The organism is Myxococcales bacterium (assembly GCA_016720545.1).
GTDB lineage: Bacteria > Myxococcota_A > Polyangia > Polyangiales > Polyangiaceae > JAAFHV01.
The window spans coordinates 263296-283299 of sequence record JADKKK010000034.1 but is presented as its reverse complement, the minus strand read 5'-3'; the positions used below and the strand labels follow the sequence as shown (position 1 = coordinate 283299).

The 20004-nt window shown below is 73.9% G+C and carries 12 protein-coding genes; 4 read left to right on the top strand and 8 right to left on the bottom strand.

Annotation, left to right across the window (positions count from 1 at the left end; all coding sequences use genetic code 11):
* The first annotated feature begins 80 nt into the window (after positions 1 to 80).
* The 3 genes from ettA to IPQ09_27825 all read left to right on the top strand — a co-directional run bounded on the left by ettA (position 81) and on the right by IPQ09_27825 (position 4878).
* Complete coding sequence (ettA, locus tag IPQ09_27835) at positions 81 to 1751, top strand: energy-dependent translational throttle protein EttA (protein MBL0197958.1); 1671 nt, start codon at positions 81 to 83, stop codon at positions 1749 to 1751.
* A gap of 89 nt (positions 1752 to 1840) precedes the next feature.
* Positions 1841 to 2956, top strand: coding sequence for a 3-phosphoserine/phosphohydroxythreonine transaminase (gene serC / locus IPQ09_27830; protein MBL0197957.1), 1116 nt, complete (start codon positions 1841 to 1843; stop codon positions 2954 to 2956).
* A complete protein-coding gene (locus IPQ09_27825) occupies positions 2953 to 4878 on the top strand; it encodes a hypothetical protein (GenBank protein MBL0197956.1) in 1926 nt (641 codons plus the stop codon). The genes serC and IPQ09_27825 overlap by 4 nt, the downstream gene beginning before the upstream one ends.
* 229 nt (positions 4879 to 5107) lie before the next feature.
* Here the strand turns inward: IPQ09_27825 and IPQ09_27820 are convergent, their stop codons facing one another.
* Entirely contained in the window at positions 5108 to 5290 is a 183-nt protein-coding gene (locus IPQ09_27820) for a hypothetical protein (protein ID MBL0197955.1), read from the bottom strand.
* Between the two features lie 534 nt (positions 5291 to 5824).
* On the opposite strand from IPQ09_27820, the gene IPQ09_27815 reads away from it, so the two are divergent.
* Positions 5825 to 6052, top strand: coding sequence for a hypothetical protein (locus tag IPQ09_27815; protein ID MBL0197954.1), 228 nt, complete (start codon positions 5825 to 5827; stop codon positions 6050 to 6052).
* A 473-nt stretch (positions 6053 to 6525) separates the two neighbouring features.
* Here IPQ09_27815 and IPQ09_27810 read toward each other — a convergent pair whose 3' ends face one another.
* The 7 genes from IPQ09_27810 to IPQ09_27780 all read right to left on the bottom strand — a co-directional run bounded on the left by IPQ09_27810 (position 6526) and on the right by IPQ09_27780 (position 19973).
* Entirely contained in the window at positions 6526 to 7152 is a 627-nt protein-coding gene (locus IPQ09_27810) for a hypothetical protein (protein MBL0197953.1), read from the bottom strand.
* Positions 7149 to 8330 carry a hypothetical protein gene (locus IPQ09_27805; protein ID MBL0197952.1) on the bottom strand — a complete coding sequence of 394 codons (1182 nt, stop codon included), beginning with the start codon at positions 8328 to 8330 and terminating at the stop codon, positions 7149 to 7151. Before IPQ09_27805 ends, IPQ09_27810 begins: the two co-directional genes overlap by 4 nt.
* A gap of 26 nt (positions 8331 to 8356) precedes the next feature.
* Positions 8357 to 9541, bottom strand: a complete 1185-nt coding sequence (locus tag IPQ09_27800) for a hypothetical protein (protein ID MBL0197951.1) — start codon at positions 9539 to 9541, stop codon at positions 8357 to 8359.
* Entirely contained in the window at positions 9538 to 10155 is a 618-nt protein-coding gene (locus IPQ09_27795; protein MBL0197950.1) for an RNA polymerase sigma factor, read from the bottom strand. Before IPQ09_27795 ends, IPQ09_27800 begins: the two co-directional genes overlap by 4 nt.
* A 210-nt stretch (positions 10156 to 10365) precedes the next feature.
* On the bottom strand, positions 10366 to 10581 hold the full coding sequence (locus IPQ09_27790; protein MBL0197949.1) for a hypothetical protein: 216 nt from the start codon (positions 10579 to 10581) through the stop codon (positions 10366 to 10368).
* Positions 10582 to 10924: 343 nt separating this feature from the next.
* A complete protein-coding gene (locus IPQ09_27785; GenBank protein ID MBL0197948.1) occupies positions 10925 to 13597 on the bottom strand; it encodes a serine/threonine protein kinase in 2673 nt (890 codons plus the stop codon).
* 64 nt (positions 13598 to 13661) lie between these two features.
* Positions 13662 to 19973: a hypothetical protein gene (locus tag IPQ09_27780; protein MBL0197947.1), complete on the bottom strand. Its 6312-nt coding sequence runs from the start codon at positions 19971 to 19973 to the stop codon at positions 13662 to 13664.
* Between the last annotated feature and the right edge of the window lie 31 nt (positions 19974 to 20004).

Here is a 20004-nt window from a genome sequence, read left to right as displayed (position 1 = left end):
GGCCGTCAGAAGGAACATCTTCCGGAATCGGCGCGGTCGCCGTTCTCGCCGGCGCCCAACTCCGCTAGGAGAGGGGGGGCATGGACTACATCTTCACGATGCGGGAGGTGACGAAGGTTCACCCGCCCGACAAGAAGGTTCTCGAGAACATCACCCTCGCGTTCTTTCCGGGCGCCAAGATCGGGGTCATCGGCTCCAACGGCTCGGGCAAGAGCAGCCTGCTCCGCATCATGGCGGGCCTCGACAAGGAGATTTACGGGGAGGCGAAGGCGCACCCCGGCGTGCGGATAGGGTACTTCGCCCAAGAGCCGGACCTCGGCGACGCCACGACGGTGCGCGAGGCAGTGGAGCAGGCGGTGGGCGACGTGCGCGCCCTCATCGAGCAGTTCGAGCAGCTCAGCGCGAAGCTCGGCGAGCCGATGGGCGACGACGAGATGGAGCGCACGCTGGCCGAGCAGGGCGAGCTGCAGGACAAGCTCGACGCGGCCGACGCCTGGAGCATCGATCAGCGCGTGGACGTCGCGATGGACGCGCTCCGCTGTCCGCCGGGCGAGGCCGAGATCTCCCACCTCTCGGGCGGAGAGAAGCGCCGCGTCGCCCTGTGCCGCATCCTCCTCGGGCGCCCCGACATGCTCCTGCTCGACGAGCCCACGAACCACCTCGACGCCGAGAGCGTCGCGTGGCTCGAGCGCTTCCTGAAGGAGTACCCGGGCACGGTGGTCGCGGTCACCCACGATCGCTACTTCCTCGACGACGTGGCCGAGTGGATCCTCGAGCTCGATCGCGGCCGCGGCTACCCGTACAAGGGCAACTACAGCGGCTGGCTCGAGCAGAAGGGCGCACGCCTCGCGCAGGAGGAGAAGCAGGAGAGCGCGCGGCAGCGTAAGCTCAAACAAGAGCTCGAGTGGGTTCGGCAGAGCCCGCGCGCGCGACAAGCGAAGAGCAAGGCGAGGCTCTCGGCCTACGACGAGCTCATGGCGAACGCGAGCAAGGGCCCGGCGGACGCCGCGGAGATCAGCATCCCGCCGGGGCCGCGCCTGGGTGACGTCGTGCTCGAGGCCGAGGGCCTCGTGAAGGCCTTCGGCGACAAGCTGCTCTTCGACGACCTCTCGTTCCGGCTGCCCCGCAGCGGCATCGTTGGCGTGATCGGGCCGAACGGCGCGGGCAAGACCACGCTGTTCCGCATGATCTTGGGCGAAGAGAAGCCCGACGTCGGCACCCTGCGCGTGGGCGAGACGGTGAAGGTCGCGTACGTCGATCAGAGCCGCGAGGCGCTCTCCCCCGAGCAGAGCGTTTGGCAGGAGATCTCCCGCGGCGAGGAGAAGCTCGCGCTCGGCAAGCGCGAGGTGTCGTCGCGGGCGTACTGCTCGTGGTTCGGCTTCAAGGGCGCCGAGCAGCAGAAGAAGGTCGGCAACCTCTCGGGCGGAGAGCGGAACCGCGTCCACCTCGCGAAGCTCCTGAAGGAGGGCGGCAACCTGCTCCTCCTCGACGAGCCGACCAACGATCTCGACGTCGACACGCTCCGCTCGCTCGAGGACGCGCTCGTCGAGTTCCCGGGCTGCGCCGTCGTGATTAGCCACGATCGCTGGTTCCTCGACCGCATCGCGACCCACATCCTCGCGTTCGAGGGCGACAGCCGCGTCGACTGGTTCGAGGGCAACTACCGCATGTACGAGGAAGACCGGAAGAAGCGCCTCGGCGCGGCCGCCGATCAGCCCCACCGCATCAAGTACAGGAAGCTCCGCGACTGAGCGCGCAGCCCGCGCCGCGGAACAGCCCGCGCGGCGCGGGCGTAGGGATGATCGAGGATCGCGCGACCTGCGCGGAGAGAGACCGACCCATGGCCAGAGTCATGAACTTCAGCGCGGGCCCCGCCGCGCTCCCCGAGGAGGCGCTGCTCCGCGCTCGCGATGAGCTGCTCGACTGGCAAGGCACCGGCATGAGCGTGATGGAGCAGAGCCACCGCGGGAAGGCCTACGAGCGGCTCCATCAAGAGGCGCTCTCGCTGCTCGCGAAGCACCTCCAGATCGGGACCGACAAGACGGTGCTGCTCCTTCAGGGGGGCGCCACGCAGTGCTTCGCGACCGTGCCGATGAACCTCCTCCGGCGCGGGCGCGAGGCCGAGTACGTGGTCACCGGGGTGTGGGGCGAGAAGGCGCTCGGGGAGGCGACCCAGCTCGCGGGGCCCCTCGGCGCGTCGGCGCGGGAGGTCCCGTGGGAGGGCTCTCGGAAGGGCACGCGGGCGCCTCGCGCGACGGAGCTCACGCTGAGCGACGACGCGGCGTACCTCCACACGACCAGCAACGAGACCATCCACGGCGTGCAGCTCGGCCTCACCCCCGAGACGCCATTTCCCAGCTCACGTGCGCCGCATGTGTGCGACATGTCTAGTGATTTTCTCGGACGCCGCCTCGACATGTCGCGCTTCGCGCTCGTGTACGCCGGCGCGCAGAAGAACCTCGGCCCCTCCGGCGTGGTGGTGGTCGTGGCCGACAACGAGCTGATGGCGGGCGCGCGTGACGACGTGGCCGACATCTTTCGGTTCGCGGTCCACGCGAAGCACGGCTCGCTCTTCAACACGCCGCCCACGCTCGCGATCTACCTGGTGCGCAACGTCCTCTTGTGGCTCGAGGGGCAGGGGGGGATCGAGGCCATCGAGCGCCAGAACGAAGAGAAGGCCCGCCTCGTGTACGCGGAGATCGATCGCGCTCCCGATTTCTACCGGTGCCCCGTCGAGCTCGGGAGTCGCTCCCTCATGAACGTCGTCTTCCGGCTCCCGACCGCGGAGCTCGAGGCGCGCTTCGTGGCCGACGCGGCCGCGGGCGGCATGGTCGGCCTGAAGGGGCACCGCAGCGTTGGGGGCGTGCGAGCCTCGCTCTACAACGCGGTCCCCGTGGCCGCCGCCCAGTCGCTCGCGTCGTTCATGCGCGAGTTTCACCGAACCTGCCTCGCGTGAGCCCTCGCGCGCGCCGTGTCCTGCACGTGGTGGCGCTCGCCGCCGCGGCGGCGTCGCTGGTCGCGGGCGGCTGCGCGACCAAGACCCCCGCGCCACCGAGCGACACCGCGCCGCGGGCGTCGGTCGCGACGGCGTCCGCCCCGGTCGAGGCGGGCCCTCCGCCTGCGCCGCCGCCACCGCCTCGCGCCGCGTGCACCGGAGCGGCGGGGGTGACGCTCTTCGTGTCGCCGGCGTCGCCTGCGAAGGGCGCACCGGTGCGCGTGGTCGCGTATTCGGAGGGGGCGCTCGGCGGTCGGCTCGAGGTGCGCGGCGCGGCGAATGGCAGGCCGGAAGCCGTCGCGGAGACCCGTCGCGGGGGCCCGCCGTACTTCTGGACGACCGAGGTGTCGTCGAGCGACGACGCGCTCACCGCTCGGTTCGTCGAGGGCGACTGCGAGGGCGCGCCGGGGGAGAAATCGCTGGCCATCCCGCTCGCGCCGCGGTCCTACCCAGGCCCCCGCGCGCCCGACGGCGCGCTGTGGGTCGCGCGCCGCTCGTGGGACCCCGAGCTCGAGAATCTGTATTCTGCATGGATTGAGGCGCTGTTCGACGCACCCGAGGGCGAGGCGATGAGCTTCGCGGCGCTCCACGAGGTGCTGCGCGACCCCAAGCGAAACTTCCTTTACGATCACCTCGGGTACGGCGAGGACTCGAGCCACGCCCCGGTGATCCGCCCGGACTGCGCGGACCTCCCCTACGTGCTCCGCGCCACCTTCGCGTGGAAGCTCGGGTTGCCGTTCGCGATGGCTGCGTGCTCCAGGGGGGGCGGCGGCGCGCCGCCCGACTGCGACGGACTCGAGACCCAGTCGGAGCCAGCGGCGCGGAAGCGCTCGCCACCGGCGGAGGCGTTCGGCACGTTCGTGCGGGTCACCCTGGCCGATCGCGTACACTCCGGCTCGGCGCGGACGCCGTTCGCCGACGCCGAGAGCGACTACTACCCCATCGCGCTCTCGTGGGACGCGCTCCGGCCCGGCGCCGTGTTCGCCGACCCGTACGGTCATGTGCTGGTCGTCGCCAAGCGCCTGCGCGAGACCCAGGACCGCGGCGGCGTCCTCTATGCGGTCGACGGTCAGCCGGACGGCACCGTAGGCCGCAAGCGCTTCTGGCGCGGGAACTTCCTGTTCGCGAAGGACCCCGCGCTCGGAGGCCCCGGCTTCAAGCGCTTTCGGCCGCTGTCGCTCCGCGCGGGCGTCGTCTCGCGCGCGGCGGACGCGCGCCTCGCTGTGGATCCGCGCTGGCACTTCTCAGTCGAGCAGGCGTCGCTCGACCTCGAGGCCTTCTACGACGCGATGGACGACGTGCTGTCGCCCACGCCGCGCGATCCTTCGAGCGCGCTGCGCGAGATCGTCGTGGCGCTCGACGAGCAGGTGCGGACACGCGTCATCTCCGTCGAGAACGGGCGCAAGTTCCTCGACAAGCGCGGGCCGTCGGCGCCCATGCCCGAGGGGGCGAAGATCTTCGAGGCGCAGGGCCCGTGGGAGGACTTCTCCACGCCCTCACGCGACCTCCGCTTGCTCATCGCCATCGACGTCGCGACGGGGTTCCCGGCGCGCGTCGCGCGTCGACCCGGACGTTATCTCGGCGCCTCAGCCGACACCAAGGTACGCCTCGAGCAGGAGCTCGCGAGAGCGCTCGCCGAGCGAAAGGTGCAATATGCACGCTCCGACGGGCAGCCGTTCGAGCTCTCGCTCGCGGAGATCGTGTCGCGCGCCGAGGCGTTCCAGACCGCGTACAACCCGAACGACTGCGTCGAGCACCGCTGGGGAGCGAAGGCCGGCACCGACGAGCACGCGACGTGTCGCGCGCGGGCGCCCGCCGAGCAGCGCGCGCGCATGGAGGCTGTGCGTGCGTGGTTCCGCGATCGCAAGCGCCCACCGCGCTGAGCGCGGACCCCGAGGCGTGCCGCGCCGAGGCCGGGCGGCTCGGCCCCGCGGGCCGCGGAGCCCCCCGCGCGCTGAGGCGAAGCTCGCGACCCGAGCCTCGCTCGGCGCCTGACGTCGACGCAAGGATCGAGAAATCTTCACTCGCTGGTGATCCTTCTTTCGCGCGCCCAGCACGTTCTCTAGCGAGGCAGGACGGAGAGCCCGTCGCCGGAGGAGAGAGCATGTCCATTCAATCCCAGTTCATTCGCGGCTTCGGGTTCCTTCTTGCCGTGGCGCCGGTGGCCTCGCTCATCGCGTGCGGTGGCGCCACCACGTCGTCGACGACCTCTGCGGCCGTCAGCGACGAGGCGCAGGCGCTCGCCGGCGCGCAAGAGAGCTTCGCGAGCCACAAGGCCGAGGTCGATGCGTGCAAGACCGCTTTCGACGCGTGCCGTGCCGCTGCCGGCGCCGACATGGCGGCCTGTCGCAGCGCGCTCGACGCCTGTCTGCCCGACACCCCGCCGCCCCCCCGGCGCTGCGGTGGTCGCGACGGCGAGGGGCGTGGCGACGGCGATCGCGGTGGGCCTGGCGGCGCGGCGAGCGGCGGACGTCCGCCCGGGCCCCCTCCGATGGGCAGCGGGAGCGCGCGCCCCGAGGGCCCGCCTCCGCCTCCTGGTAGCGGGAGCGCGCGTCCGGAGTGTCCGCCTCCGCCTCCGCCTCCGCCTCCCGGCAGCGGGAGCGCGCGCCCCGAGGGCCCGCCTCCGCCTCCTGGCAGCGGGAGCGCGCGTCCGGAGTGTCCGCCTCCGCCTCCGCCTCCTGGCAGCGGAGCGCGGGCCCCGAGGGTCCTCCGCCTCCGCCTCCGCCTCCTGGCAGCGGGAGCGCGCGCCCCGACGGTCCGCCTCCGGGCGGTCGCGACTGCGACGGTCCCAAGCCGCCTCGAGACGAGCGACCGGGTTTCTGCGGAAGGGTGCCGCTGCCCCCGCCGGCCGCCGTGCGAGCCTGCCACGACGCGACGCGCACCTGCGTCGACGGCGGCGGTGATCGTGCCGACTGCTTCGCGACCGGCCGCGCCTGCGTGAGGGCCGCTCACCAGGCCGCGTTCGCGGAGCGCTGCGCGTCCCTCCAGGCCGACGCGCCCGCCGAGGTGGTCGCTCGCTGCGCCGAGGGCGTCGAGGCGCCCGCCGGCGCGAACTGAGCCGAGGCGAGACGAACTGTCACGAGCGGCCCCGCGCACCCCGCGGCGGCCGCTCGGCGCCTTTTTGTTCGGGCCGACGCTCGCCGGGCAGCCGAACGCCTGTCGCTCACGCGGCCCCCCGGACGCCACGCACCGCCGCCGCCACCTGCGCTGGGATCACGATCCAGAGCGTCGTTCTGGCGTCCCACGCTACCGTGCCGGCGCCTGGCTCCACGGGCATTTCTGCGCGGCCTGAGCATGGCGTTCGCCGCTACGGGGCGGGTGCCTTCGCGGAGAGACGCTGCGTGGCGCCGTCGAGGTCGACCCTCGAAATCGCATCGCCCGGCTGCCGGGTGGTGGGTGTGCCCGCCGAGATGATAGGGGGCCCCTGGCTCTCTCGGCGCTCGGCACGAAAGACATCGTGGCCCTTCGCGACGCGCGCCGACGGCGCGGCGGGGCGGTCGCTGCTCCCCGGACGTGCTGACCGGCGCTTTCTACGGGCAAGCGAGCGCGCGTGTGTGCGGCTCGCCCGAGCGGAGCGCCTCGCAGAGGTTCACGCAGGTGCCCGCGTCGGGCGGTCCGGGGGGGCCGCCCGGGCCCTCGCAGCGCACGAAGCGGTCGATGCCGGCGGCGCCGGCGCACACGGGTGGCATCGCCCAGCACACCCCGGGGACGTCGCGGGGACAGAGCGGGCCACCTCCGGCGATGCGCGCGCAGCTGTTGCCGGGAGGGCACGAGCGGCCGCGGTCGCACGTGAGCGCCTCGGCGAGCGAGCACTCACCGGGCGTCGCGCCGGTCTGCCCGCGCGCGCGGCGCAGGCAATCGTTCCAGTAGGTGACGCCGTCGCAGCCGCAGGTCGGCGCGGGGGCGCCCTCCCCGCAGAACGTCGGGCGCCGCTCACATCGCCCCTCGGGGTCGCCGCACGCCACCCGCGCGCAGAAGCCGCCGTCGCCGCATGAGTCGCTCGTCGTGCAGCGCGGACCCGAGGGGGTCGGCACGTCCGGGCTGGCGTCGGGCAGCGCGACGAGGAGGATCTCTTCGCGCTCGCACGAGGCGAGCGCGCTCACCAGGCCGAGGAGGACGCCGGCGACGAGGACGGGAGCGAGGGCCGCACGCTTCATGGCGTCCTCGGTTCGGGCGTGTTGGCCGACGCCTCGTCGCGAGCGTTGTCTCGCGTGTTGTCCCTCGTGTTGTCGCGCGCGCTGTCCCAGAGGGCGAGCTCGAGGCCGAGCAGGCCGATCGGGCGAGCGTGCGATGGGGCGAACACTTCGGTCGATCGTCCGCCTTCGGTCGCGATCCAGTGGAGCGAGCGGAACCCGACGTCGACCGCGAAGCTCCCGGTCACGGTGAGCAGCGGCGAGAGAGGCAGGCGGGCCATCACCGTCGGCGACACGACGGGATCGGCGAAGATCGGGCTCTTGGCGAGGCCGGCGCCATTCACACCAGAGGTCCCGTTCACCGAGATCAGATCGACCCCAACGCCGAGCCCCAGACCGAGCGACGCGAGCGGGCTGTCGAGGATCATCGCGGAGGGCAGGAGGCGCAGGCTCACCGCGCTCGCGTGGGCCTCGGCGCGTCGCTCGCCAGCGTCGAACCCGGGGGTGTAACCTACACGGAGTCCGAGCGAGGGGCGGCGTGGGCTGCGCCTCGCGAGTGAGACCTCGGCGCCGATCCGCCCCACGGCGCTGGCGCTCTGGGCGAAGGTGCCCACGCCACCGTGCACGCCCGCGAGCAGAGCGAGCCCGGTCGGCTCGCGCGGCTCGGTCGCCTTCGGTGGCGCGGGCGCCGAAGGGGGCGGTGCGGGGGGTGACGGAGCCGACGCTGACGGGGCGGCTGGCGCGGACGCCGAAGGGGGTGGCGGTGGTCTCGCGCGCTCGTAGGCGGCGTCGAGGGCCGACTCCAAGGCCGACTCGACCGCGAGCGCGAGCTCCTCGCTCTGGACTGCGGCCGAGCCCGTGCGCGCGAGCGCTCGCGTCGCCAGCGGGCCTGCTGCCGCGCCGTCGAGGGTGAAGTCGAGCTCGACCTTCCCATCGCCAGCCCGGACCAAGATCCGCGCAAAGCGTGGCCCCCCGAGCCTGGGCGCTTGCTCCACGCGGACGAGGTCGACCTCGGCCCCGACGCGGACCACCCCGCGCACGACGGCCTCTTCCTGCTCGCGCGCCGCCCCCTGGCCGCGCGCCACTTCGACGATGATGCGCGCGGGCCGCGCGGGGCGCTCGGCCGCGCGCGCCTCCCAGTCGAGGGGGCGCGCGAAAGGCCCGACGGCGACGCCGCCGATCGCGAGGCCGAGGAGCGTCAAGCGCGCTCCGCGAAGCCTCGCGGTCATCAGCGAGCGCCGCTCAGGCCCTGGACGCGGAGGCGCGCGTGCTCGGCCGACGCGGAGGACGGGTACGCGGCGAGGAGCGCCCGCCACGCGTTGGCCTCGGCCTCGTGGAGATTCTGGAGCCCAAGGGCGCGTCCGCGCCCGACCATCGCCTCCTCACGGAGCTCGCCTCGGCCCGTGCGCAGGTACGCGTCGAACTCTGCCAGGGCGCCGCCGGCGTCACGGCTCGCGAGCAGGACGCGCCCAGAGAGCGCGTGAGCCGTGGCGGCCTCTCGGCTCGCCGGATAGCGGCTCGTGAGCTCGCGGTACGCCGCGAGGCTGCCCGCGACGTCGCCGGCGCTCCGCCGCGTATTGGCGAGCGCGAAGAGCGCCGCCGCGTCCGCCACGGGCTCCGGTGCGGGCGCCGGCGCGGCGACGGTCCGCGTCGGGCCGGCGCTCGCCAGGCTCGCTGCGAGCGTGGCGCTCGGGTGGTGCGCGCCCGCGGTCTGGCCCGCGGGCGCGGCCCGTCCGGCGGGAGTGGCGGGAGTGGCGGGAGCGGCGGGAGCGGCGGGAGCGAGGGGAGCCGCGACCGGAGCGACCGGAGCCACGAGCGCGTTCACCGGGGACTCGGGCGCGCTGGGCGCCTCGGGGAGGGCCGGCGTCACCGCTCGGGCGGCCGCGCCGTGCACCGTCGGATTAAGCGGAGAAGTCGCGACCTTCACGGGATCCCGGGGGGTCGCCTCACGATCGCGGATGTCCTCGCCCGACGACAAGAGCGTGCCCGCGCGTCGCACGAACGAGCGCCCTTGCGGCGACGCGACCGCCGCGGTGCACACGAGCGCGAAGGCGGCAGCCATCAGCAGGGCGACGCGACGCCAGGCGGTGCTCGACCGCCGCTTGGGCTTCGCCTCGATGGGCGCGGGCGCCTCGGGGGCCTCGCCCAGCTCGGGCACTTCCGGCGCTCCAGCGTGGGGCGCCCGCTGAGCCGCGTGCTGCGCGCCGACCGCGCCGAGCGCCCCCGCGACGAGATCCGAGTAGGAGAGCGGCGCCTCGTTCTCGGCCTCGAAGTCGGCGCGCAGGAGGCGCTCGAGCTTGCAGGGCGCGCACTGAGCGACGTGCAGCTCGAGCCGCGCTCGCTCGTCGGTGGTGAGCGCGCCTCGCGCCTCCTTGTCGAACAGGTCTTCCGGATGAAGCTGCGTGAGGCTCATGCTCCCACCTCCAGCGCGGCCAAGAGATCAGGTGCCGCCTCGATGCGGCGCCGAAGGGCCTCCTTCGCGAGGCGGAGCCGGCTACGAATCGTGTTCAGCGGCGCGCCGGCCGCGGTCGCGACCTCGTCGAGCGACCAGCCGAGCACGATGCGAAGGCCGAGGGCCTCGGCTTGCTCGACGGGGAGCTCGGCGAGGAGCTCGCGCAGCAGCGCCCGGCGTCGGGTGGTGAGGGCGTCCTGCTCGGGGGTCTCGTTGGGGCACGGGGCGGCGTCGGTCTCGGAGTCGTCGTCGCGGCGCGACCGGTCGACGCGCGTGCGGCGCCGTGCGAGGAGCGCCGTGCGCATCGCGATAGTCTGAGCGTACCCCTCCGGGGCGCAGTCGCCGCGGAACGCGGGGAGGGCGCGGACGAGGCCGATGAGCGACTGCTGTACGACGTCGGCGACGTCGGGGTGGCCACCGCCCAGCACCGCGCGGACCACCCGAGTCACGAGCGGCGCGACCGCGCGCAGCAGCTGCGCGGTCGCCCGGCCGTCGCCGGCAGCCGCCTCGCGGGCGAGCTCCAGCATCGCCGCCTTTTCAGGGTCGAGCGGCGCTGGTTGGGGAGGGGCCAACATGGGCAAGGACATCGTCCCTGAGTTCGTGGGCCCTGCAACGGAAAGCGATCACCACCGCCGCCTCGCGCCCGTCGAATTGTAGGTGGATGTGCGGTGGAGGCGTTCAGGCGTCGACGCTGCAGGGCTCGACCAGCGCGCGCAGCAGCGCCGCCGAGAGCGAGGCCTCGGAGCTTCAGGCGCCTCCGGTGGCGCCCTCGGACTCGGGTCCGGTCACTTCTTCTTCGGCTTGGGCTGCGTCACGGCGGCCGAGAGCGCGTCGGCGATGGGGGCGTCGACCGAGCCGCCGCGGGCCCACTGATCGGCCTTGATGAGGGTGGTCTGGGCCACCGCGGCGAGCTTGGCGCGGCGCCCGCGCGAGTAGCCGGCGAAGCGCGCCTGGAGCTCGGTCGGGTTGAGGCGAAGGGCAGGGCTCAGGAAACCACGCATGACACTCTCCGGAGTGGGGTCCCTCGGAAATCGAGGGACGCCCTCTTTAGCAACTTCTGCCGCGGCGGGAAGGGGAGAAACGATCCACACGGCTTGCCAAGGCGGCGCAGGGGTCTTGGCGACGCCGAGCGCTGGAGCGCAGCGACCGAATCAAGCGGTTCGGCGCTCCAGCAGCCCGTTGATAAACTCCCGTCGCCCCCGCGCCGCCGCATCGGTACGGGCTTCGTTGCGATCCTCCGGTGCCTGCTCACCTGCAAAAGCAGGCTCCGCGGGCTCCTCGGATCGCGCCTTGCCCGATGCCGCGCGGACGACGCGCGGGCTCGGTCCGTTTATCAACAGGCTGCTAGGGGCGGAACAAGGCGACGCCGCACGTGTCCTTCACGTCGAACGAGACCTTCGCCGCCCCGAGCTCGAGCGGATCGAACGCGACCGTGCCCTTCACGTTCACCGCGCCGGTCACCGGCACGACGTTGTTGAACAGCTCGGCCGCGAGCGCGCCGGCGGCGCCGAGGCTGGCCCGCGCCTCCGCCGCGACGAACGAGCGACAGGGGAGCGCCCGCGAGGCAAAGCGCAGCTCGCCGCGCACGGGATCGCGGGTGAACTGCCCTCCGAACGTGCCGGTGATGGGGCCGTAGGTCGCCACCCCCCGCGAGATCTCGACCGGCTTCCCGCTGTTGCCGACCAGGGAGAAGTCGAGCTCGAGCGGCGTCTTCGCGCGGTTGCCGGCGAGGGCGAGGCCCGCCACCATCGCCTTGCCTTCGCCGCGCACGCGCCCGTCGGGCTCGAACGAGACGCCAGCGTTCACCTCGAGCGTCGGGTCGACCCCCGCGGGGAGCCCAACGAACGGCGCGGGAACTCGGAGCGCTGAGAGGGTCGTGCGAGGGATCCGCGCGTTGACGTGGGTCGTGGCGGTCGTCCCGCCGAGGATGAGGAAGACGTTCGGTCCCTCGAGCTTGCCCGGCTCGAACACGAGCCGCGCGCGTCGCCGCGCCTCGCTCTCGTCGATGTTGAGCGTGAACGGTCCCGCCTTGCCCTGGGGGGCGCGCAGGGTGAGGTCTGCGGAGTACAGCCTCAGGCCACGCACCTCGCTCACGCCCTCTTGGTGGGCGAGGCCGAACCTGCAGTCGTGGGTCTCGAGGATCGTGCCCTTGCCGAACGGCTCGCGCCACTCGATCTGGACGCCGGTCGCCTCGAGCTCGTAGGTGCCCGCGCTGTCCGCGCCGAGCCGATCGAGCGCCGCGGGGAGATCCTTCGCCGCGCCCAGCATGGAGACCTGGAGGCCCTCGATGCCCATGTTCCCGCTGAACGAGATATGGACGCGCTCGGCCGTCGCGGTCTTGAGGGGCAACCCGGCGCCCGTGGCGTGGACGCGCTCCAGCTCGATGCCAGAGAAGCTCACCTTGGCGCGCTCTATCTCGAGGTCGAGGCCCCTCGCCGCCGCCGCCCGGGTGATGCGCACCTTCGCCACGGCGGGCGCCGCGAGGACCCCCGCGACGACGATCGCGACGACCACCCCGAGGATCGCGAGCGCCCGCCCGAGCTTCGGGCCTTCGCGGGGTGCCTCCCGGATCACACCGACGGCGCCCGTGACGAACGGGGTGCCGCGCGCGGGCGGAGCCGCGGGGCTCGGACGCGCGTGCCCGCGCGTGCGCGCGCGCGTGGGGTCGTCGAGATCGTGGGGGGGCGGGCCGCCGAGCTGGAGGTCGCGGCCCGAGACGCGGGGGTCTTCCGTTTCGAGCTCGAGCGCGGCCGCGGGCCGCGGTCGCGCGGGGGCCGGGGCCCGGGCGGCGGGCACGTCCAGAGACGGCACGTCGAGAGAGGGCGCGTGCGCCCCGCGCCCTGTGCCGTCGGTCGCGTCGTGCGAGCCGGTCATGAAGTCGGCCGTCGACAGCTCCATCGGGCCCGGTGTCGGGTACGCCAGGGAGAGTGAGACCGAGCGATTCAGATCGGGCGCGCTCGCGGCTGCGGGCGCAGGCGGAACCCGCTCCGCGGGCGCCGCCCCCTCGGGCTCCGTGCTCTGCTGGCCGCGATCGCCGAGGGCGAGGGCCGGGCTGGTCGCGCCCACGGCGTCCGCGGCGCTTTCCTTGATCGCCGTCCGCCGACGCTGCGCGTGGGGCGAGAGGTGGATTTCGACGAACGATGCGATGTTCGCAGGGCGTTTGCGAAGGATCACGCCGAGGTCATCGCCCATCTGCTCCGTCGTCGCGTAGCGGTCCTCCTTGTTCGTCGCCATCGCGCGCGCGATCACGTCGGCGACGTCCTGCGGGATCTCGGGGGGCAGCGGCGCCGGGGCGTCGCCCTGGATGAGCGCCCGAAAGTAGACGGCCTCCGTGCGATCGTCGAAGGGGAGGTAGCCCGCGACCATCTCGTACAGCACCGCCCCGAGGGCGTAGACGTCGGCGCGCCGATCGACCTTCGCGCCCGTGGCCTGCTCCGGTGGCATGTAGCGGAGCTTGCCTTTCAGGGTGCCCTGCGAGTCCTCGGCGAGGCGATCTTGCATGAGCGCGACACCGAAATCGATGAGCTTCACCGCGCCGTTCGCGCCGACCAGAATGTTCTGTGGCGACACGTCGCGGTGAACGATCCCGCGGGGGCGCCCGTCGGGCCCGCGGAGCTCGTGCGCCGCGTGGAGGCCGGCGCACACGTCGGCGGCGATGCGGAGCGCCACGGGGACCGGCATGCGCTCGTTGTGCTCCGTCATGGATGCCTGGAGCCCCGCCAGCGCGTCGCCGTCGACGTATTCCATGACCTGGTAGAGCATGTCGCCCTCGACGGCGACGTCCTGCGTGCTCACGACGTTGGGGTGGGAGATCAGCGCCGAGACACGGGCCTCGTCGAGGAACATGTCGCGGAAGCGCTTCTCGCGGGCGAAGCGCCCGTGGATCACCTTGATGGCGACGTACGACTCGAAGCCGCCGAGCGAACGCAGGCGCCCCACCCACACCTCGCCCATTCCCCCCTCACCGATGGGGTAAAGGAGCTCGTATTTCCCTACCTTGTCGCCGATATGCATCACGGATCAGTCCCCCTCACCGTAGCCTGTAGATGGGAATTTGCGCCTGTGCACGTGTCCCCGTCGGTCATCCGGCCCACGTCGCCCCCACGCGGCGCCGGAGGGCCGTCGCCTCGGTGCCGAGCGCGAACCGCGCCGCGTCCCCCGCGTACGGGTGGTCGAGCACGGCCGCCAGCGCCCCGCGGCCCGGCGTGTCGCTCGCGGTCTGGAGGATCGGGTCGAGCGTTCGGAGCTCCTCGATGAGCGACAAGAGATCGCCCGTGAGGAGGTACGCGAGCCGGAGCTCCGCCGAGGCCAGCGCGGCGACGAGGGGCTCGATGGGACCCGGCGCGCCGCTCGGGACCGAGAGTGACGGAGCGATGCGCTCGAGGGCTTGGCGCTGCTTGCGTGCGAGGTCTTTGGCCACCGCGGCCTCGTACTGCGCCACGAGCGGCTGGAGCGCGCCGTCGTCGCCGCCGCGCCCGTACCCCGGCACGACCTGGCGAGCGCACGCGATGAGGTAGGCGAGCGCGTGCCGTGGGGGAAGCTCTTCGAGCCAGGGCACGGCCAGGGCGATGCGGCCGACAGCGCGGGCGAGGGCGGCGAGCTGCACCGGCTCGGACGCCTCGACCAGGCTAAGAGGCACCACGATCCACGGAACGTCCTGGCAGAGGACGCGCACGCGCCGGCCCTGCGCGGGCGTGGCCGCCACGGCGAGCTCGACGTCGCCGAGGCCGAGCGCCTTCCCGAGCCGCTCCAGCAGCGCGCGCAGCGGGTGGCCGCTGCGCTTGCCGATGCGGTCCCTCGGGGTCAGGCCGACGTCGGCGAGGTCTCCGCGGAGCATGCGCCCCTCGAGCCCGAAGACCGCCGCCGCGACGTCGGTCAGCGGGTGGCGAGCGGCCTCGGGCACGACGTGCGCGAAGAGCGCCGCGCGATCGAGCGGCATGTGGTGCGATCCGAGCGGACCGAGGCGTCGCGCGCGGAGCCACCCGCGCCGTCCCTCGTCGAGGTCGCCCATGAGCGCGCGGAGCTCGCTCGCCACGATGGCCTCCTCGGGCCTGCGGTCGGAGGAGAGCGAGCGCTCGAGGATCTCGAGGGCGCCGCTCGTGTCGGTCGCGGAGACGAGCGGTCGCGCCGAGGGCGTCAGCATCGCCAGCACGGTCGCGCCGGCCTCGTCGTGGGCGCCGAGCCGTGCGAGGCAGGCGGCCAGCTCGACCCTCGCGTCGTGGAGCTCGGGATCTCGCTGGAAGGCCTGGCGGAGCCGCGTCGCGGCGTCCTTCAACCGTGACAGCTCCGACGCCTCGACCTTCCCGAGGCGGAAGTACCACGTGGCGTCGGGGCGCCCGAGCGCCTCGCCGCGTCCGATGAGCGCGGTGAGCCCGCGCGCGTACCCCACGGCGTCGAGCTCGCCGTCGCCGCCTCGATAGAAGCGCTCGAAGCGCTCCTCTGCCTTCGGGTGGCCAGGGGTGTGCGCGAGGGCCTCGATGATGGCGCGCTCGGCGGCGCGCGCGTCCTTCACGCTGCCGCGCACCTCCGCGAGCTGGAGGAAGATCTCGCTCTTCTTGTCGTGCTCTGCGGTCGCAGCCGCGAGGCGCTCCAGCAAGGACGCGATCTCGAGGCGGATCGGAAGCTTCTGCGGCGGCTCGCCCGTGGGGCCTAGCTCGGTCTGCTTGGCGACGAGGCGGTGCACGAGCGCGCGGAGGGCGCGCGCGTTCTCGGGATCGACCGCGAGCGCGCGGCGGAGGGCTCCCTCGGCGTCTTCCGGCCTGGCGAGCACGCGCTCGAAGACGCTCGCGAGGGCGAAGAGCGCGGTCAGTCGCGGCGCGGGCTCACGCGACCGATTGTAGGCGTCCTCGAGCGCGTCGATGGCCTCGGGCCACGCGCGCTGGGTGATGCACAGCTCGGCGAGCATGAGCAGCGACGGGATCGAGTTGGGCGCGACCTCGCGCACCTTTCGCATCGCGTCGATCGCGAGCGTGAGCTCGCGAAGCTCGTCGCGCGCCACCTTCGCGGTCTCCGTACCGAGCAGCACGATCGCCTCGGCGTCGGTCGCCCGCGAGAGTGCGGGGAAGAACACGTCGACGAGCCGCTCGGCCTGCTCCTGCGCGCGGCGCACGTTCGCGAGGAGCGAGATGGCCGCGCGGGAGTTGGGGTCGGCGGCGATGGCGGCCTCCAGGTGGGCTCCGGCGCGCTCCGCGCGATCCTCTGCCGGTCCCAGCGCGCTCGCGCCCGCCGCCGCTTCGTCCTCCCTCGGGTCCGTCGCGAGCAGGAGCTCGGCCGCCGCGACGAGGTGCGCGGCGCGCAGCTGCGGGCTCTCTTCCAGCTCGGCCAGGGCGACCGCGGCGCTTAGGGCCCCGCCCGGATCGCCGAGGCGCGCCGAGAGCCTGGCCAGCGACATGGCCGCGGTCACGCTCGTCGGATCGATGTCCAGCGCCGCGCGGAAACGCTCGAGGGCTCGAGAGGCGAGGCGCTCCTCGCCCGTCTCTAGGGACTCCGCCTCCGTGAGGAGCCCGAGCCGGAGCAGGAGCGCGACGATCGGTGCGTCCTCGGTGGAGAGCGAGCACAGCGCGTTCAAGCAGGTCTTCACCGCGCGGCGCGCGTAGGCGTCCCCGCGCCGCGCCGCGCCGTGCTCACGGCGCACGAGCGCCTCGAGGGCGCAGGCGTCGGTGGGGTCGAGCTCGAGGAGCGAGGCGTAGGTCGCGGAGGCCTCGGGTCGGGTCGAGCGCCCGCGCCAGTCTTCGAGCCAAGCGAGGTCCCACAGCGCGCCGGCGCGCGCGCGCGCGTCGGTGAATACGCTCCCCTCGCGCTGGAGCACCTGCCCCAGGGGCGCCGCGGAGGGGTTCCGTCGCGACAGCACCTCGAGCAGGCGCAGCGAGGGGACGTGGTTCGGGAGGACCTCCAGCACGGTCGCGAGCAGGCGCGCGGCTCGGGGGCCGTCTTTGCCACACTCGACGAGCAGCGCCGCCAGGTCGAAGCTCAGCGTGAGCTGCTCTTCGTGGGACCGAGCGATCTGGAGGCGCGCGTCGAGCAGGTCGAGGATGGGCGAGAGCCCTTCGACGTCGACCCGCACGTCGTCGTGGCGGCGCACCGGCGCGCTCGCCAGGGCACGGCGCGCGAGCACGCGCTCGAGGCGGTCGGCGACGTGAATGTCCTCGGGAGTCTCCGCGAGCGCCCGCGCGTACAGCCGGGCAGCGCCGGCGTCGTCGTCATGGCGCAGCTCGTCGAGCTCCGCCGCGCGCACGAAGTACCGCGAGCGCTCCTCGCGCGTCGGCGCGTCGTCGCCAAGGCGCTCGAGGGCTGCGCGTAAGCGTTCGAATTTGCACGATTTTCTTAGGACGCGGGGGATCTCCAGCGGCGGCAAGGGGTGGCTCGGATCGAGGGCGCGCGCCGCCTCGAGGGCGCGCTCGGCCTCGCCCGTGTCGCCGAGCCGGACGTCGCAGATTCGGGCGAGGGACAGCCAGAGGTTCACCTTCTCGGCCACCGAGGTGGCGCACTCGATGCGCGCGCGTAGCGACTCGGCCACTCGTTCCCACCTGCCTGCGCCCTCATGGAGGCGAGTCTCGAGCGCCCGGCCGGCGGCGTGAGCGTCGTCTTCGGCCAGCACCTCGTCGATGACCGCCACTGCGCGCGCGACGTCGACGCGTGAGAGTGCCTCCGCGGCACGTACCTTGAGAGAGAGAGCGTCCGCGCCAATCTCGCAGGTCGCGGCCTCCGCGAGCAGCGCGCGCGCGAGGGCGCGGTCGTTCCCCTGCCGGCTCGCGGTGCGGTGGAGGCCCAGGATCGCGCCGCGGCGCCCCGGCTCGAGGTCGAGGATGCGCTCGTAGGTCCGCGCGGCTCGCGCGGGATCGCCCAGGAGCTCTTCCCAGAGCATGGCGACCTTCTCGAGGAACGCGACCTTGCGCCCGGGGTCGCGGGCCGTCTGCGCCGCCTGCGTGTACAGCTCGACGAGCTTGCGGAGCTCGCCGGTCGCGGCCTCCGCCGTGCTTGGCCCCATGAGGTGAGAGAGTGCCTCGAGGACCTCGGGATCGCCGGGCGTCGCGACCCAGGCGGCCTTGAGGTGGACGATGGCCTCGTCCGGACGCCCGAGGTCGCGCTCGAGCACGAAGGCCGCTCGGGCGAGCGCGCGCGTGCGCGGCTGCGCGGCCTCCGACTCGGCCGCCCGGCCGAGCCACAGCGTCACGCGCTCTTCGTGTCGGCCGAGCGACGTGAGCAGCTGGTCGAGCGTGTCGTAGAGGCGGGCGTCGTCGGGGTCGAGCTCGATGGCCTCGCGGACGTCGGTGACCGCGCCGTCGTAGTCGCCGAGCTTCTCCCGCAGCTCGGCGCTCTGCTTGCGCTCGTGCGCGATGAGCGCCGGCTCGCGTAGGTAACGCACGCGGAGGGCGCGCACGCGGATGATGTCGGCGAGCTGCCCCCCGTGCTCGTACAGCTCCACGAGCTCGATGAGCACGCGCTGGTCGATCGAGTCTTCCGTGGGGATGCGCGCGGCGGCGCGCTCCAGGAGGTAGATGGCGCGCGCGTCGTCGGCGAGGCGCTCGCGGTAGATGCACGCCGCGTCCACGTCGAGCCGCGACGCCCGGCACGGCTCGCTCTCGAGGGCGGCCTCCTCCTCCAGAAGGATGGCCAGGCTTCCGAAATCGCCGGTCGCGGCCACGTGGCGGACCAGCGCGCTGCGCACGGCGCCGATGGTGGGATCGATCGCGAGGGCTCGCTCGAACGCGTTCCGCGCCGCGCGCGGCCGGCCTAGGCGCCGCTCGAGGAGCAGGCCCCTCTCGACGTGGAGCCACGCGGAGAGGTCGTGCTGTCCTGCATAGGCGTCGGCGAGCGCGGCGAGGTGCGCGACGAGCGCCTCGTACTCGGCGACCCCTGCGCGGCTGTTCGCCTCTTCCCACAGCGTCGCCTCGAGGCCCTTCAGCGCGGCGGCGTGGTGCGGAGCGCGCACGAGCACCTGCTCCCAGGCGGCCCGCGTGTCGGACGATGGCGGCTGCTCGGCGGCCAGCAAGCGCGCCCGCTCGGCGAGGAGCGCGACGCGTGCGGCCTCGCTCGTCGCGCCGGCGAGCTCGGCCTCGAGGTGCTCGAGCGCGTCGGAGAGGAGCCCCGCGCCGAACCTCCGCCGTCGAAGGAAGCCGTGGGCGGTCGGCGACCGCGGGTCCGCGAGCAGCGCGCGCTCGGCGTGGTCGTTCGCCCGGGTCTCGTCGCCGATGGTCTCGTCGACGATGGCGAGCTCGATGTGCGCCCGCAAGAGGCCCACCTGGTCATCGGCGGCCTCGAGCGCGCGCACGCGCGCCTCGAGCTTGCGGACGAGCGGCGTGGCGTGCTCCGCGGGCGGCGCGGGCCCACGTGGGGCCGCCTCGCGCCGTTGCGCCGTCGACGGTCGCCCGCCGTGGCGGGGCTCGGCCCCTCGGCCGGAGGCTGAGGGTCGGAACCGCGCCTCCTGCGCGGGGTGCGGAGGCAGGGGAGCGGGTGGCGGAGGGAGCGCGGGCGGGGCGGCGAGGGCTGCGTGCGGTGGTGAGGGCGGGGGAGCGGCGAGCGGGGCCGGGGGAGCGGCGAGCGGGGCCGGGGGAGCGGCGAGCGGGGCCGGGGGAGCGGCGAGCGGGGCCGGGGGAGCGGCGAGCGGGGCCGGGGGAGCGGCGAGCGGGGCCGGGGGAGCGGCGAGCGGGGCCGGGGGAGCGGCGAGCGGGGCCGGGGGAGCGGCGAGCGGGGCCGGGGGAGCGGCGAGCGGGGCCGGGGGAGCGGCGAGCGGGGCCGGGGGAGCGGCGAGCGGGGCCGGGGGAGCGGCGAGACCTGCGGGCACGGGGCCGAGGTCGACCTCGACGTCGACCTCGATGGGCAGCGTGGTCAGCTCGTGAGAAATATCGGGTATCGAGCCCGGCCGACGTGACGTCCGCGAGCCCCGCGCGGACGCCGGGAGCGGCGGGGGTCGCCCCGACGCGGGGCCGGGCAGGGGTGGCGGCGGGGCGGACGCCTTCGCGGCGGCGGGGAGCGGAGGCGGCGCTGCGGAGGGCGAGAGCGCGCCCGGCGGGAGGGGGGGAGGCGCAGCGCTCCTGGGGGCGGTGATCGACGGGCCCTCGTCACCGAGGGCCGCCCGCGCGCGCGCCGCGGCCGAGGCGGCCGGTGGCAACGGGGGTGGGCCTGCGGACTTGGGCCCGGGACGGCGCGCGTCGGTCGCGGCGCCGGGCTTCGCGCCCTTCGTGCCCGGGAGGGGCGGCGGCTTCGGCCCTCGCGTCGCCTCCTGCAGGACCCCGACCTGCTCGTCGATGGACCAGCTGTCGCCCGTGATTTCTAGCAGCCGATCGACGCTCAGCGGGTCGTCGAGCTCTACCTCGATCGCGTCGACCTCGGCCGAGCTCGGCGGCGCGTTGGGCGGCACGTTCGGCGTTCCGGGCTTCGGGGCTTCAGCCATGCGCGGAGGATGGCACGAACGCGGGCAGAAG

What these genes read in the sequence shown, in the direction of transcription:
- IPQ09_27790 (MBL0197949.1), bottom strand. Translation starts at nt 10,581, where the DNA reads ATGCGTGGTTTCCTGAGCCCTGCCCTTCGCCTCAACCCGACCGAGCTC.
- IPQ09_27800 (MBL0197951.1), bottom strand. Translation starts at nt 9,541, where the DNA reads ATGAGCCTCACGCAGCTTCATCCGGAAGACCTGTTCGACAAGGAGGCG.
- serC (MBL0197957.1), top strand. Translation starts at nt 1,841, where the DNA reads ATGGCCAGAGTCATGAACTTCAGCGCGGGCCCCGCCGCGCTCCCCGAG.
- IPQ09_27810 (MBL0197953.1), bottom strand. Translation starts at nt 7,152, where the DNA reads ATGAAGCGTGCGGCCCTCGCTCCCGTCCTCGTCGCCGGCGTCCTCCTC.
- ettA (MBL0197958.1), top strand. Translation starts at nt 81, where the DNA reads ATGGACTACATCTTCACGATGCGGGAGGTGACGAAGGTTCACCCGCCC.
- IPQ09_27795 (MBL0197950.1), bottom strand. Translation starts at nt 10,155, where the DNA reads ATGTTGGCCCCTCCCCAACCAGCGCCGCTCGACCCTGAAAAGGCGGCG.
- IPQ09_27780 (MBL0197947.1), bottom strand. Translation starts at nt 19,973, where the DNA reads ATGGCTGAAGCCCCGAAGCCCGGAACGCCGAACGTGCCGCCCAACGCG.